Below are 13461 nucleotides of genomic sequence, written 5' to 3'. Positions count from 1 at the left end.
TGACACGCATCCCAGCAGGTTTGGCGAGGGCTCGCAGAACCCATACGGAGGTGTTCGGTCGCTCAACTCCCAGGGCGGCCTCGGGTGCAAGGGGCGACGCGTGACGGGCAGGGGGACGGGGTCGGTCTGGCCTTCGGCGACCCCTCCCGCCGCCGGGGACGGGCAGTCGTGGGAGCTCAGCGACGTCGCCCAGCTGCCGCACGTGCGCGCCGAGGTCCGCCGGCACGCCGCCTCGACCGCGCTGCGCGCCGACCCCACGGGCGAAGACCTGCGCGACCAGCTGGTGCTGGCCCTGGACGAGATGGCCAGCAACGCGCTGCGGCACGGCGGCGGGGCCGTGCGCGCGGGGGTGCGGCTGACCCCCGAGTCCTACCTCATCGAGGTCACCGATGCCGCGACGTCGTCCCCTCCCACCCCGGCTGTGGGCCGCGACCCCAGCGAGGGTGGCCTCGGGCTCTACCTGATCGCCGAGCTGGCCACCGCGCACGGCTGGTACCGGCGCTCCGACGTCAAGGTCGTCTGGGCGCTCCTGCCGCGCGGCTGACTCAGGGCTCCGCTGGGACGTCCGGCGGGACGATCCGCGGCCCCGCCTCGGGCGGCCGGGGACGGTCCTGCGGGTGCAGCCGGATCGCGACGAGGGCGACGTCGTCCTGGAGGACGTCGGGGCGCAGCCGCTCGATGACCGCGTCGCAGAGCTCGGCGAGCGGGCGGTCGGCCAGCTCGGCCACCGCGTCCCGCAGGCGGGCGATGCCCTCGTCGAGCAGCAGCCCGCGACCCTCGACCAGCCCGTCGGTGTAGAGCAGCAGGGTGCTCCCACGCCGCACGGTGACGACCGTTTCGGTGCGCTCGGCGGTCGGGTCCACCCCGAGCATCAGCTCCGGCCGATCCCGGTCGAGCACGTCGATGCTGCCGTCGGGGTGCAGCAGCAAGGGCGGCGGGTGCCCGGCGTTCGACCACCGCAGCCGGGTGAGCCCTGCCGCCCGTTCCTCCGGGGTCTGCTCGACCCGCGCGATCGCCGCGGTGGCCAGGGCGTGCATCTGCAGGCCGTGGATGGCGCGGTCGAGCTCGGTGAGGACGGCGGCCGGCCCGACGCCGTCCCGGTAGGCGATGCCGCGCAGCAGCCCCCGCAACTGGCCCATGACGGCGGCGGCCTCGGTGTCGTGGCCGACGACGTCGCCGATCACCAGCACCGCGGCGCCGCTGGGCTGCAGGAAGGCGTCGTACCAGTCACCGCCGATCTCGGCGGCCTGGATCGCGGGGTGGTAGCGCACCACGATCTCGGCGTGGTCGGGCTCCGGCGGCGCGGTGAGCATGCTGCGCTGCAGCGTCTCCGACAGCCGCCGGTGCTGCTCGTACAGCCGCGAGTTGTCCAGGGCGAGGGCCGTGCGGTCGGCGACCTCCCGCGCGGTGGAGACCTCCTGGCCGTCCATCGGCGGCCGGTCGTGCCCGCGGTAGACGCTCAGTGCGCCGAGGGTGCGGCCCCGCGCGCGCAGCGGGAAGACGACGGCCGACCGGGGCGCGAGCAGCTCGAACAGCTCGCCGACCGGGCCGTGCAGCACATGCGCGACGGCCGGGCGCAGGTCGTCGACCTCGAGGGCCCGCCCGGTCCGCAGCGCGGTGGGGAAAGGGGCCGACGAGTCCAGGGAGGACAGCCGGAGGGCGGCGTACCGCTCGGCCGGCTCGCGCAGCGCGGGGTCGACGTGCCAGCTCCCGACGTCCCGGATGCGCCCCTCCTCGTCGACCAGGCTGGCCACCACCCAGTCGCCCAGGAGCGGGACGACGGCCTGCGCGACCTGCTGCAGCGCGGCGTCCTCGGCCTCTCCCGGCCCCATCGTGCGGGACAGGATGGAGGTGACGTCGGCGATCAGCGCCAGCCGGGCCGCGCTGCGCTGGGCGCGCTCCTCGGCCAGCCGCCGCTCGGTGATGTCGTGGAAGTAGACCGACAGGCCGTCGGGGCCGGGCCACGCCCGGACCTCGTACCAGGCGTCGAGCGGCGCCGGGTAGTACGCCTCGAACACGCGGGTGCGGCCGTCGGTCATCGCCCCGCGGTAGTGCAGCTCGAAGTCGCTGTCGACGGCGTCGGGGAACAGCTCCCAGATCGAGCCGCCGATCAGCTCCTCGCGGGTCGCGGCCAGCAGCCGCTCGGCCTCGGCGTTGACGTAGGAGAAGCGGAAGTCGCGGTCGAGGGAGAAGAACGCCGCGGTCATCGTCTCGAGCACGCGGGCGACGCGGGCGTCGGCGTCCCGCTGCTCGGTGGTGTCGTAGGCCGCACCGAGCAGCCGGATCGCCGTCCCCCTGTCGTCGGCGACCGCCTTGCCGCGCGCACGGATCCAGCGGTTCTCGCCGCTCGGCAGCACGATGCGGTACTCGGCGTCGTAGGCACCGCAGACGTCGATGGCCGTGCGCAGCGCCTCGCTGACCCGCGGCAGGTCGTCGGGGTGCAGGCGGGCGTTGAACGCCTCGATCGTCTCGGCGAAGGTCTCCCGGTCGTAGCCGAACAGCTCGACGAGCCGGTCGTCCCAGATCAGCCGACCCGAGACCAGGTCCCAGTCGAAGCTGCCGATCTCGGCGGCGTCGATGGCCAGCTCGAACCGCAGCCGGTGCGCCTCGAACTCCCGCGCCAGGGCGGACAGCTCCAGCTCCGTCGCCACCGAGTCGGCCATCTGGCGGGCGAGGGCGACGTCGCCGTCCGTCCACGTGCGGGCGTGGCGGTCGGTCACCACCAGAGCCCCGACCGCGCTGCCGTCGAACCCGGCGAGCGGCAGCCCGAGGCACGCACCGACCCGACCCTCGACGACCAGCGGCAGCGCCGCCGTCCGGGGATCCTGCGCGGCGTCACCGACGACGAGGGGGCCGTCGCCGGTGGCGGCGAGCGCGGCCAGGGACGCCCCGGCCGGGGTCTGGGCGCCGACCAGCCCCGGTGCCAGCCCCGCGCCGCTCACCACGGTCTCGGCGTCACCGAGCAGGGAGATGCGCGCGGCCGAGGCACCGAGCAGCCGGACGACGAGCTCGGCCAGCCGCCGCAGCGCCGGGGAGCCGACGGCGGTTTCCTCCAGTCGGCGCACGGCGGCCGCACGGCCGTCTGGCGAGCTCACGCCGGTTCCTTCTTCCACCACGGAGGGCGACGGCCGCTTCTTCGACCATCAGCACGGACGCGGGGATCGCCGACGTCGCCCTCCTTTGTCTCACGGACGTCCGGTCGTGCACAACGGTTGTGTCCGAACGAACACGAATGGTCACCGGCCGGCGGCGTACCCCTGCATGCCCCGTGGATTGGCCGCAGCCCGGAGGATCCCGGTGTCCGGATCACGGCTGACCGCCGAGAGCCGGCCCAGGGTCCATGGCCCGGCGACGGTGACGTCGTGCCCACGGCGGCGCAGCTCCGCGATCACGTCGTCCCCCAGGCGGGACTCGACCACCATCTCGCCGGGGACGGTCTCCCGCGGGTAGAACGACGACGGGAAGCCGGTGGTGTGCCAGGCGGGAGCATCGATCGCGGCCTGCAGGTCGAGGCCCTGGTGGACGTGCCGGAGCCAGAAGCACAGCTGCCACTGCTCCTGCTGGTCGCCTCCCGGCGAGCCGAAGGCCAGGGTCGGGACGCCGCCGCGCAGGGCGAGCGAGGGCGTGAGAGTGGTGCGGGGCCGCTTGCCCGGGGCGAGGGAGTTGGGCAGCCCGGGCTCGAGCCAGAACATCTGCGCCCGGGTGCCGAGGGCGAAGCCGAGCTCGGGGATGACCGGGGAGCTCTGCAGCCAGCCGCCGGACGGGGTGGCGGAGACGAGGTTGCCCCAGCGGTCGACGACGTCGACGTGGCAGGTGTCGCCCCGGGTCGTGCCCCGGGTGTCGACGGTGGGTTCGCCGATCCCGGCGAGTTCACGGGTGGCGGGCCGCTCAGCGGCGGAGAGGCTGGTGACGAACTCGGGCAGCCGGGGCGGGCGCTCCCCCGGTGAGCCGGGCCGCAGGTCGCGGCTCGCGGTCCTACCGATGAGCGCCCGCCTCTCGGCGGCGTAGGTGGGCGAGAGCAGCTCGCCCACCGGCACGTTCTCCACGTCCCCGTACCAGGCCTCGCGGTCGGCCATCGCCAGCTTCGTCGCCTCGACGCTCGCATGCACCACCTCGGCGGTGTCCGCGTCTTCGGAGACGGAGGCGTTGCTTCCCGCGGGGCCCGCCGGCAGCACACCGTCCAGCATCGCCAGCGCCTGGAGCAGAGCCGGTCCCTGGGACCACGGCCCGGCCTTCGCGAGCGTCCACCCCCGCCAGTCCAGAGTGACCGGCTGCTCGTACCTCGGTGTCCACGTCGCCAGGTCGTGCCCGGTCAGAAACCCGGGGTGCTGACGACCGGAGTCGTCCATCACCGGGTACCGGCAGAACCTGTCGATCGCCTCGGCGACGAATCCCGTGTACCAGGCGGCCAGCGCCGCATCGATCTGGGCCTCCCGTGTGGGACCGCGCGCTGCGTCGAGCAGCCGGCGGTAGGTCGAGGCCAGAACCGGATTGCGGAACAGACTGCCGGCGACGGGTGGTGCTCCGTCGGAGGTGAGCCAGGTGGCGGCCGAGGTCGGCCAATGGGTGCGGAAGTGCTCGGAGACCGAGCCGACGGTCGCGACCACCCGCGGGTGCAGGGGGTGGCCGGTCTCGGCGTACTCGATGGCGAAGCGGAGGACGGCGTCCAGCGGCAGGGTGCCGTGGTCGCGCAGCAGGGTCAGCCAGGCGCCGAGGGCGCCGGGGACCGTCGCGGCGAGGAGGCCGGTCCCGGGAACCAGGTCGAGGGCGAGGTCCCGGAAGGCGGCGATCGTCGCGTCGGCGGGGGCGACCCCCTGGCCGGCCAGGACGGTGACGGGCTGCCCCGTATCCCCTCTGGCGAAGAGGACGGGAACCTCGCCACCGGGTCCGTTGAGGTGGGGCTCGACGACCTGGAGGGCCAGCCCGGTGGCGACGGCGGCATCGAACGCGTTGCCGCCGGCCTCGAGCGTGGCCATGCCGGCGGCGGTGGCCAGCCAGTGGGTCGAGGCAACCATGCCGAACGTTCCGGCGAGCTCCGGTCGGGTGGTGAACACCCAGCCACGGTAGGTGCGGTCTCCTGCGGGGGCGCGCCGGGATACGAAGCCGGCGTCACGGGGGTGCTGGGCATCGCCTTGAGGACGACGGGACCGTCGACCCGCTCGGTGGAGATCACCTCGGGGACGAGCGAGATGACGCGAGCGGTGTGCGGGCGGGTGGGCGACCACGAGGCGAGGTGGGCACCGTCCGGACCGGCACCCCAGAGGGCCAGCCGGCGGGTCAGCGCGCGCAGGCGCCCCGGCCGGCTGGGGGGAACGGGGACGGCGGTGCGCCAGGCCAGGTTCTCGCCGTCCGGGCCGGCACCCCAGAGCGCGGCGCGGCGAACCAGGCCGCGCAGCCCGCTGGGCGCCGGGGAGACGAGGGGGAGGACGACCTCGGCCGGCGCCGCTGCGGGCACCGGGACGGAGGACGAGCGCAGCGGCGGGACGGGCCGCAGCGCGACCCCGCGCCGGGAGCGAGAGGCGACCGGGCGGCGCGGCTGCCGGGGCAGCATCGCGTCGGCGCGGTCGAGGACGTCGAGCAGCTCGGCCAGGGAACGGTCCGTATCGCCTGAGGAGGACGGCAGGAGCGGCGACGCGGCCGGAGAGATCGCTGCGCTGCTCATGCCGTCCTCCTTTCGACGTCCTGTCCGCTGCCAGGGGGGAAGGTGCTGCGGACAAGGAGAAAAGTAGGCGGCGGGGCGCGCTTTCTCGGCACATTCCCGACACTCCTGGAATCCCCGTGACCGAACCGTTGCCCCGGCCCGGAATGCCTGGTGGTGACCCGTTCTCCGGACGAGAGCTTTGTCGACAAGAGGCCGTTCGCCACGCTCGAAAAGACCATTCCGGAACCGCTGTCACCGAAATGGGACGCCGACACGCGCGGCGTGTCGGCCGTCCCGGCTCACGGCGGATTGCCCACTCTTGCGGGGTTCCTCGTGCTTCCGCGGTCGTGCAGCACCGCACAAGCTTGCGGAACACCGCAAGAGCCGCGAGCTAGAGGCGGGCGGTGATCGCGGCGGCCAGCCGCTGCGCCGCGCCGGGCGCGACCGGCAGGTTCAGGCTCGGCTCGGTCAGCTCCACCTCGAGCACGCGTGGCGCGCCGTCCTCGCCCGGCACGAGGTCGACGCGGGCGTAGAGCGGCACGGCGCCCGCCCGCTCGCAGACGCCGGCCAGCACGGCGTCGCCGACCTCCCGCTGGGCCGGCGTCGCCGTCCGGGCTGTGATCGTCTCCGTGGCGAACAGCCCCGGGCCCAGGGGCTCCCCCGCGAGCAGCGCGCCCTTGCCGAAGGCGTGGCTGTACGCGCCGTCGAGGTAGACCAGGCCGGTCTCGCCCTCGCCGTCGAGCAGGGTCAGGTAGGGCTGGACCATGACCGCGCGGCCGCTGTCGAGGATCCGCGCCGCGAGCGCGCCGGCCGCCACCCGCTCGGCCGGGGCGAACCGGGCGGTGTCGCGGGCGCCGGCCGAGACCGCCGGCTTGACGACGACGTCGCCGTCCCACGCCCCGAGCGCGGCCGGGAGCTCGGCCTGCTCGGCCGCCCACGCGGTCGGGACGACCTGCAGACCCGCCGCCGCGAGCTCGGCGAGATAGCGCTTGTCGGTGTTCCACGCGAGCACCGCGGCCGGGTTGTGCAGCGACGTGACCGCCTCCACCCGTCGCGCCCAGGCGAGGAACTCGTCCCGTCGCGGCGCGTAGTCCCAGGTCGAGCGGACGACGACGGCCTGCGCGGCGGCCCAGTCCACGTTCGGATCGGCCCAGTCCGCTGCTGCTGCCGTCACGCCGGCATCGGCGAGCGCGGCGAGCAGCAGCGGCTCGTCGTCGTCGAGCCCGCGGGCCTGGTCGCAGCTGGCGAGGAGGACGTGCGGCATGCCTCAGATCCTCTCCGGCGGCCCGAAGCGGAGGACCATCCCCCCATGCGCAGGACGCTGCTGCCCCTTCTCGCCGTCCTCCTCGCCGGGTGTGGTCTGTCCTCCTTCGCCGGCGACCCGGGTCCCACGCGCTCGCAGGACCGCGACATCCCGGCCGTGTCGGAGGTGGAGCTGTCCACCAGCGGAGACCTCGCGCTGACCACCGGCTCGACGCCGTCGCTGCGGGTCACCGCCGGGCGCGACGTCCTGCGGCACCTCACCAGCGAGGTGCACGGCGACCGGCTGGTGCTCGGGACGACGGGCACCGTCGGCAACCTCGGCGAGGTCCGCTACGACCTGGTCCTCCCCGCCGCGCACGCCGTGGAGCTGTCCGGCTCCGGCAGCATCAGCGCCGCGTCGCCGAGCGCGCTCAGCGGGATCGACCTGTCCGGCTCCGGGGAGGTGCGCGCCGAGGGGCTCGACGTCGACACGCTCACCGTCGACCTGTCCGGGTCGGGCGCGATCACCCTCGCCGGCCGGGCCGACCGGCAGACCGTGGAGATCGACGGCTCCGGCGACTACGCGGCCAAGGACCTCGACTCCACCGACGCCGAGGTGACCCTCTCGGGCAGCGGCACCGCCGACGTGCAGGTCACCGGCACGCTCAAGGCGGTCATCGAGGGCAGCGGCACGATCACCCACGGCGGCGGGGCCAGCGTGGAGACCGACATCGAGGGCAGCGGCACGGTCGAGGAGCGCTGAGCGTCGTCTGCTGGGATGGGCGGGTGGCCCGCATCCCGCTCGTGATCGACACCGACCCGGGCATCGACGACGCCCTCGCGCTGCTGTTGGCGATCGCCAGCCCGGAGGTGGACCTGAAGCTGGTCACCACCGTGCACGGCAACGTGGAGCTGGCGCAGACGACGGAGAACGCGCTGCGCGTGCTGCACCTCGGCGGGCGGGCGGACATCCCGGTCGCGGCCGGCGCCCGATCCTCGCTGGTGCACCCGCAGGCCGAGCGCGCCGGGCACGTGCACGGGGCCGCGGGCCTGGGCGGGGTGCAGCTGCCGCCGTCCCCGGCCGCGCTGGACCCGCGACCGGCGGTGGTGGCCCTGGCCGACCTGCTGCTCTCCTCGTCCGAGCCGGTCACCGTGGCCAGCATCGGACCGCTGACCAACCTGGCCCTGCTGCTCGGCGTCTTCCCCGAGGCCGCCGAGCGGATCGGCCGGCTCGTGGTCATGGGCGGCTCGGCGGCGCTGGGCGGCAACGTCACCGCGGCGGCGGAGTTCAACGTCTGGGCCGACCCCGAGGCCGCGCAGGCGGTGCTCACCGCCGGGCTGCCGACGACCCTCGTGGGCCTCGACGTCACCGTGCCCACGGTGCTCACCGAGGCGGGCATCGCGCGGTTCGCCGCGTCCGGCCCGGTCGGCGCGACCGCGGCGTCGATCCTGCAGCAGTACCTCGACCACGCGCGCAGCTCCTACGGCACGCCCGGGGTGGTCGTGCACGACGCGCTCGCGCTCACCGAGGCGATCGTGCCCGGGACGCTGGGCACCGTGCGCCGGTCCGTCGTCGTCGACACGACGCTCGGCGCGGCGCGGGGACAGACGGTGGTCGACCGGCGGGCCGTGTCGACCGCGCCGAACGCGGTCGAGGTCGCCGAGAGCGTCGACAGCGCGGCCGCCGTGGAGTTCCTGGTCGAGCGGCTGGAGTGGCTCTCCCGCTCGCTCGTCTAGGCCGGGGTGGGCTGACGGCCCCGCCGACTCCGCTCTTGCGGTGTTCCGCGTGGTCTTGCGGTGCTGTACGACCGCGAAAGCCTCCACAACACCGCAAGACCGCAGTCGACCACCTCGGTGCGTGCCCTCTAGGCCGGGGTGGGCTGACCGATCACGTCCAGGTGGCGGAGGACCTGGCGGTAGGAGTCGACCAGGCTCGTCTCGGCGTACCGGACGCCGCGCTCGGCGCAGAACCGCTCCACGACCGGCTTGGCCAGGCGCAGGTTGGGCCGCGGCATGCTCGGGAACAGGTGGTGCTCGATCTGGTAGTTGAGGCCGCCGAGCGTCCAGTCGGTCACGAAACCGCCCCGCACGTTGCGCGAGGTGAGCACCTGGCGGCGGAGGTAGTCCTTCTCCTCCTCGTCGGTGAGCGGCGGCATGCCCTTGTGGTTGGGCGCGAACGAGCAGCCCATGTAGAAGCCGAAGACCGCCTGGTGGACGGCGAGGAACAGCAGCGCCTGGCCCCACGTGAGGACGAGGAACGGTGCTCCGACGAAGGCGACCACGTGGACGGCGAGCAGCAGGCCCTCGCGCCACTTCGTCTTGACCGTGCCGTTGCGCAGCGCCTCGAAGCTGCCGACGTGCAGGTTCAGGCCCTCGAGCAGCAGGATCGGGAAGAACACGACCGCCTGGTGCCGGGTCAGCCAGCGCAGCAGGCCCCGCCGCCCGTCGTCGGCCTGCCCCGGCATGAACACCAGCGGCCCGGCGGGCGCGACGTCCGGGTCGAGCTCCTCGTGGTTCGGGTGCGCGTGGTGCCGGTTGTGCTTGTCGATCCACCACCCGAAGCTCAGCCCGGTCAGCAGGTTGCCCAGCGTGATCCCGATCAGGTAGCTGCTGGCGCGCGTGCGGGTCACCTGCTTGTGCCCGGCATCGTGGCCGAGCATGGCCACCTGGGTGCTCATCACCCCGAGGAAGGCCGCGACGAGCAGCTGCCACCAGCTGGCGCCGAGGAACACGAAGCCCACCCACCCGCCGGCGAACAGGCCGAGCGTGAGGGCGAACTTGAGCACGTAGTAGGGCGTCCGCCGCTCCATCAGGCCCGCGGCCTTGATGCGGGCGGAGAGGTCCGCGTAGTCGCTGCGGGTCCGGCGGGGAAGGGTCTCGGTCACGGGGCTCCTCGGCGCGCAGCAGCACGCCGGGGAACTCAGCGTGGGGGCCCGCTCGGGCCCACGGGCGACCGGGGAACGCACCGGGAAGACCCGGCCACCTAGGAGTCAGACGCTAGGGGGTCCCAGAAGGTTCCGCCCGACGATCTTGCGACCGCCCTGACGCCGGAACGGCCCTACGATGCGCCCGTGCTGCAGGTGCAGCTGCTGGGCACGTTCGCCGTCGAGCGCGACGGTGGGGCCGTGGTCCTGCCGGTCACGCCCGCGCGCCTGCTCGCCTTCCTCGCCCTGCACCCCGGCCCGCACGACCGGGACGCCGTGGCCGCCCGGTTCTGGCCGGAGGCCACCACCTCCGCGGCCCGGGCGAACCTGCGGACGGCGGTCTGGGCGCTGCGCCAGGCACTGGGGCCGGACGCGCTGTCCGCCTCCCGGTCTCGGGTGGGCCTGGCCCCGGACGGAGTCCGGGTGGACCTGGCGGAGCTGCGCGACACCGCGGCGGACGACCCGGCCGGCGCGGCGGCCGGCTGCAGCGGCGAGCTGCTGCCGTCGTTCGGCGACGACTGGGCGGCCGAGGAGCGCGCCGAGCACCGCCGCTGGCAGGTCGCGGTGCTGGACCGGGCCGCGGCGGCCGCCGAGTCGGCGGGACGCGAGGAGGACGCCGCCCGCTGGTCGCGCACCCGCTGCCGGCTGACCCCCTTCGAGGAGCCGGCGCACGCGGCGCTGGTCCGCCGGCTGGCTGCGGCGGGGGACCGTGCCGGCGCGCTGGCGGCCGGCCGGGAGTTCGCCACGCGGCTCCGCGAGGAGTTCGGCGTGGCACCGGGACCCGCGCTGCGCGCCGCGCTGGCCGAGCTGCGCGGTCCGGGACGCAGCGCCCCGGCCACGGCCGCCCGACGGGCACCGCTGTTCGGCCGGTCGGCCGAGCTGAGCGCGCTCACGGCGGCGTGGTCGCGGGCACGCGACGGCCGCGGCGGGGTCGTCGTCCTCACCGGTGAGGCCGGGATCGGCAAGACCCGGCTGACCGCCGAGCTCGCCGACCGGGTGAGCGGCGCCGGCGGCCGGGTCGCGGGCGGCGCGGCCGTCGACGTCGGCGAGCCCGCGCCGCTGGGGCTGTGGGCGGAGATCGCGCTCGCCCTCGCCCGGCAGGTGCCGGCCCCGCCGCCCTCCGCCGGGTGGCCGCCCGAACTCGGCCGGCTGGCGTCCGACCTGGCCGTGCTGCTCGGGCGGGGCCCGGGCCTGCCACCACCGGTCGCCTCGCCCGAGCTCGAACGGCTGCGGGTCTTCGACGCCGTCCTGCGGCTGGTGGAGTGGGCGGCCGGAGGCGCCCCGGTGCTGCTGATCGCCGAGGACCTGCACGGCGCCGACCGCGCCAGCCTCGCGCTGTGCGCCCACGTCGCCCGCCGGGTGGCCACGCTGCCGGTCCTGCTGCTGCTCACGCGGCGCGACCGCCCGGCCCGGTCCGACGCCGACGCGCTGGTCGCGGACGTCGCCCGCCGCGGTGTCCCGGTCGCCGAGCTGGTGCTCGACGCGCTGGCGCCCGAGGAGATCGCCGCCGTGGTGCGCAGCGTCGCTCCGCTGGGGCAGGACGACGTCGACCGCGTCGTCGCCAGCGCCGAGGGCAGTCCGCTGCTCGCGGTCGAGCGGGCCCGCCTGCTGGCCGGCGGGGACCGCGGGCTCCCGCTCACGCTGCGCGCCGCCGTCCGGGCCGCCGCCGGACCGGTCCCGCGTCCGGCCCGCGACCTGCTGGAGCTGCTCGCCGTCGCCGGCCGGGCCCTGTCCCCCGCGGAGGTCGACGCGCTCGCGGTCGCCGGACCGGACGACCTCGCGGCGGCCGAGGACACCGGGCTGCTGTCCGCCGGGGACGACGGCCTGCGCTACCGGCACGCGCTGCTGGCCGAGGCGGCCCGCTGCGACCTGGTGCGCGAGCCGGGCCGCCGGTCGGTGCAGCTGGCGGTGGCGGTCGAGGCCGCGGCCGGCGACGCCCGCGCCCGCGTGGCGGCGGAGGTGGCCGGGCACCTGCAGCGCGCCGGACGCGACGACCTGGCCGGCCCCCGGTGGCGGGACGCCGCCCGGCACGCCCGCGAGCTCGGCACGCTGGACGAGGCGGCCGACTTCTGGGCGGAGGCGGCCCACTGCGCCCCTGAGGACCCGGATCCGCGGCTGGAGCTGGCCGAGGTGCAGGCCTGGCGCGGCCGGCGCGAGGACTACGAGCACGAGTGGGAGGCGGCGATCGCGCTCGTGCCGCCCGCGGGACGAGCGGCGGCGTGGTGCCGGCGCGGTGCCGTCATGCGGTCGGTGCTCTGCCACCCCTCGGCCGGGCTGGCCGCCTACACCCGTGCCCTGGAGCTGCTCGGCCCGGGGAACGCGCCCGCGCTGCGGGCCGAGGCGCTCGCCGGACTGGCGCAGCTCACGGCCGCCGCCGGCGACCCCGATCTGGTGCCCGGGCTGCTGAGAGCCGCAGGGGGCGACGCCACCCTCGACATCGACCGGCACAGCGCCCGGCTGCTGTGGCTCATCCGCACCGGCCGCTACGCCGAGGTGGAGGCCCAGGCGGAGCTCGGCGCCGCAGCCCTCGAGGGCGCCGCCCGCCCCGACCAGGCGTACGCCGGCCTGCTGACCGCCGCCTGCGCGCTCGCCGCCGCCGGCGACCTGGCCGCCGCGCTGCGGGTAGCCGACCACGCCGTCGCGCTCACCCGCGACGTCCCGGTGCTCGCGGTCCCCTGCCTGGCCGGCCGCGCCCACCTGCTCTCGCGCACCGGCCGGCCGGCCGAGGCGCTGGCCTGCGCCCGGGCGCAGCTGGCCCTCGCCGAACGCCTCGACTCCGACGAGGTCCTGGGCCTGGCCCGCTACGACGCCGGCCTGGTCGCCCTGGCGACCGGCGCGTGGACCGAGGCCGCCGAGCTGCTCGACGCGGCGCTCGCCGGGCAGGCCCGGTTCAGCCGGCCGGCCAGCCGGCTGGCCCGCGCCGAGGCCCTGGCCCGCGACGGCCGGCCCGGTGAGGCCGCGGCGGAGATCCGTGCGGCCGCGCTGGAACCGATCGGGCCCGGCGACCAGCCCTGGGCGCTGGTCCCCCGGATGGCGCGGGCGCAGGGCCTGGTCGCGCTCGCCGCCGGGGATCTCCGCGAGGCGCGACGCCGGCTCGCCGAGTCGGTCGCGGCGTGGCGCCGGCTGGGCCGCCCCGAGCCCGGCCGGGAGCTGATGGCCAGCCTCGTCGACCTGGGCCGGCTGCCCGTGGTCGGGCTGGTCGACCCTGCCTGGGAGCTCGCCCGGGTGGAGGCCGAGCTGGCCGCCGTCCCCGAGGAGGAACCGTGCCCGCCTTCGCACTGACCGGCCACGCCGACGCCGCTGTCGAGGAGGTCTGGAAGCTGCTGTTCGACCCCACCCGCTTCCCCGAGTGGTGGGTGGGCGTGGAGACGGTGCGGACCGACTCCCCCGGCTCCTACGTCCTGTGGCCGACCGGCTATCCCGACTTCCCGATGCCGCAGCTGCTGCGCACCGACCGCGAGGCCGGGCGGGTCACCATCTCCTGCCTGGTCTCCGACATCGACGTCTGCTGGCAGCTGGCGGAGCGGACCGGCGGCACCGACATCGACGTCCGGGTGGAGCTGCCCGAGAGCGAATCGCACCGGCTGGACGCCCAGCGCGACGCGATCGGCCGCTCGCTGCGGCAGCTGGCCGACCTGGCGGCCGGCTAGCGCG

General features: G+C 75.8%; 9 protein-coding genes. 5 read left to right on the top strand and 4 right to left on the bottom strand.

The genetic code is table 11. From position 1 onward, the window contains the following. Window positions 1-100 precede the first annotated feature (100 nt). Window positions 101-544 carry an ATP-binding protein gene (locus GGQ55_RS09065; RefSeq protein WP_179716159.1) on the top strand — a complete coding sequence of 148 codons (444 nt, stop codon included), beginning with the start codon at window positions 101-103 and terminating at the stop codon, window positions 542-544. A gap of 1 nt (window position 545) precedes the next feature. Here the strand turns inward: GGQ55_RS09065 and GGQ55_RS27685 are convergent, their stop codons facing one another. The 3 genes from GGQ55_RS27685 to GGQ55_RS09050 form a co-directional block, all read right to left on the bottom strand. Further along, on the bottom strand, window positions 546-3095 hold the full coding sequence (locus GGQ55_RS27685; protein WP_179716158.1) for a SpoIIE family protein phosphatase: 2550 nt from the start codon (window positions 3093-3095) through the stop codon (window positions 546-548). 141 nt (window positions 3096-3236) lie between these two features. Continuing rightward, window positions 3237-5054 (bottom strand): gamma-glutamyltransferase family protein, encoded by a 1818-nt coding sequence (locus GGQ55_RS09055; RefSeq protein ID WP_179716157.1) that lies wholly within the window; start codon window positions 5052-5054, stop codon window positions 3237-3239. A gap of 978 nt (window positions 5055-6032) precedes the next feature. Further along, entirely contained in the window at window positions 6033-6905 is an 873-nt protein-coding gene (locus GGQ55_RS09050; protein WP_179716156.1) for an ATP-grasp domain-containing protein, read from the bottom strand. 45 nt (window positions 6906-6950) lie between these two features. Between GGQ55_RS09050 and GGQ55_RS09045 the strand changes: the two genes are divergently transcribed. Beyond that, window positions 6951-7646: a GIN domain-containing protein gene (locus tag GGQ55_RS09045; protein ID WP_179716155.1), complete on the top strand. Its 696-nt coding sequence runs from the start codon at window positions 6951-6953 to the stop codon at window positions 7644-7646. A 23-nt stretch (window positions 7647-7669) separates the two neighbouring features. After that, window positions 7670-8620, top strand: a complete 951-nt coding sequence (locus GGQ55_RS09040) for a nucleoside hydrolase (protein ID WP_179716154.1) — start codon at window positions 7670-7672, stop codon at window positions 8618-8620. A 128-nt stretch (window positions 8621-8748) separates the two neighbouring features. Here the strand turns inward: GGQ55_RS09040 and GGQ55_RS09035 are convergent, their stop codons facing one another. Further along, a complete protein-coding gene (locus tag GGQ55_RS09035; protein WP_218859221.1) occupies window positions 8749-9768 on the bottom strand; it encodes a fatty acid desaturase family protein in 1020 nt (339 codons plus the stop codon). Between the two features lie 186 nt (window positions 9769-9954). Between GGQ55_RS09035 and GGQ55_RS09030 the strand changes: the two genes are divergently transcribed. Continuing rightward, on the top strand, window positions 9955-13089 hold the full coding sequence (locus tag GGQ55_RS09030) for an ATP-binding protein (RefSeq protein ID WP_179716153.1): 3135 nt from the start codon (window positions 9955-9957) through the stop codon (window positions 13087-13089). Further along, window positions 13071-13457, top strand: a complete 387-nt coding sequence (locus tag GGQ55_RS09025; RefSeq protein WP_218859220.1) for an SRPBCC family protein — start codon at window positions 13071-13073, stop codon at window positions 13455-13457. Before GGQ55_RS09030 ends, GGQ55_RS09025 begins: the two co-directional genes overlap by 19 nt. Window positions 13458-13461 lie beyond the last annotated feature (4 nt).

The organism is Petropleomorpha daqingensis (assembly GCF_013408985.1).
GTDB classification, from domain to species: Bacteria; Actinomycetota; Actinomycetes; order Mycobacteriales; family Geodermatophilaceae; genus Petropleomorpha; species Petropleomorpha daqingensis.
This window is presented reverse-complemented; position numbering and strand designations above follow the sequence as displayed.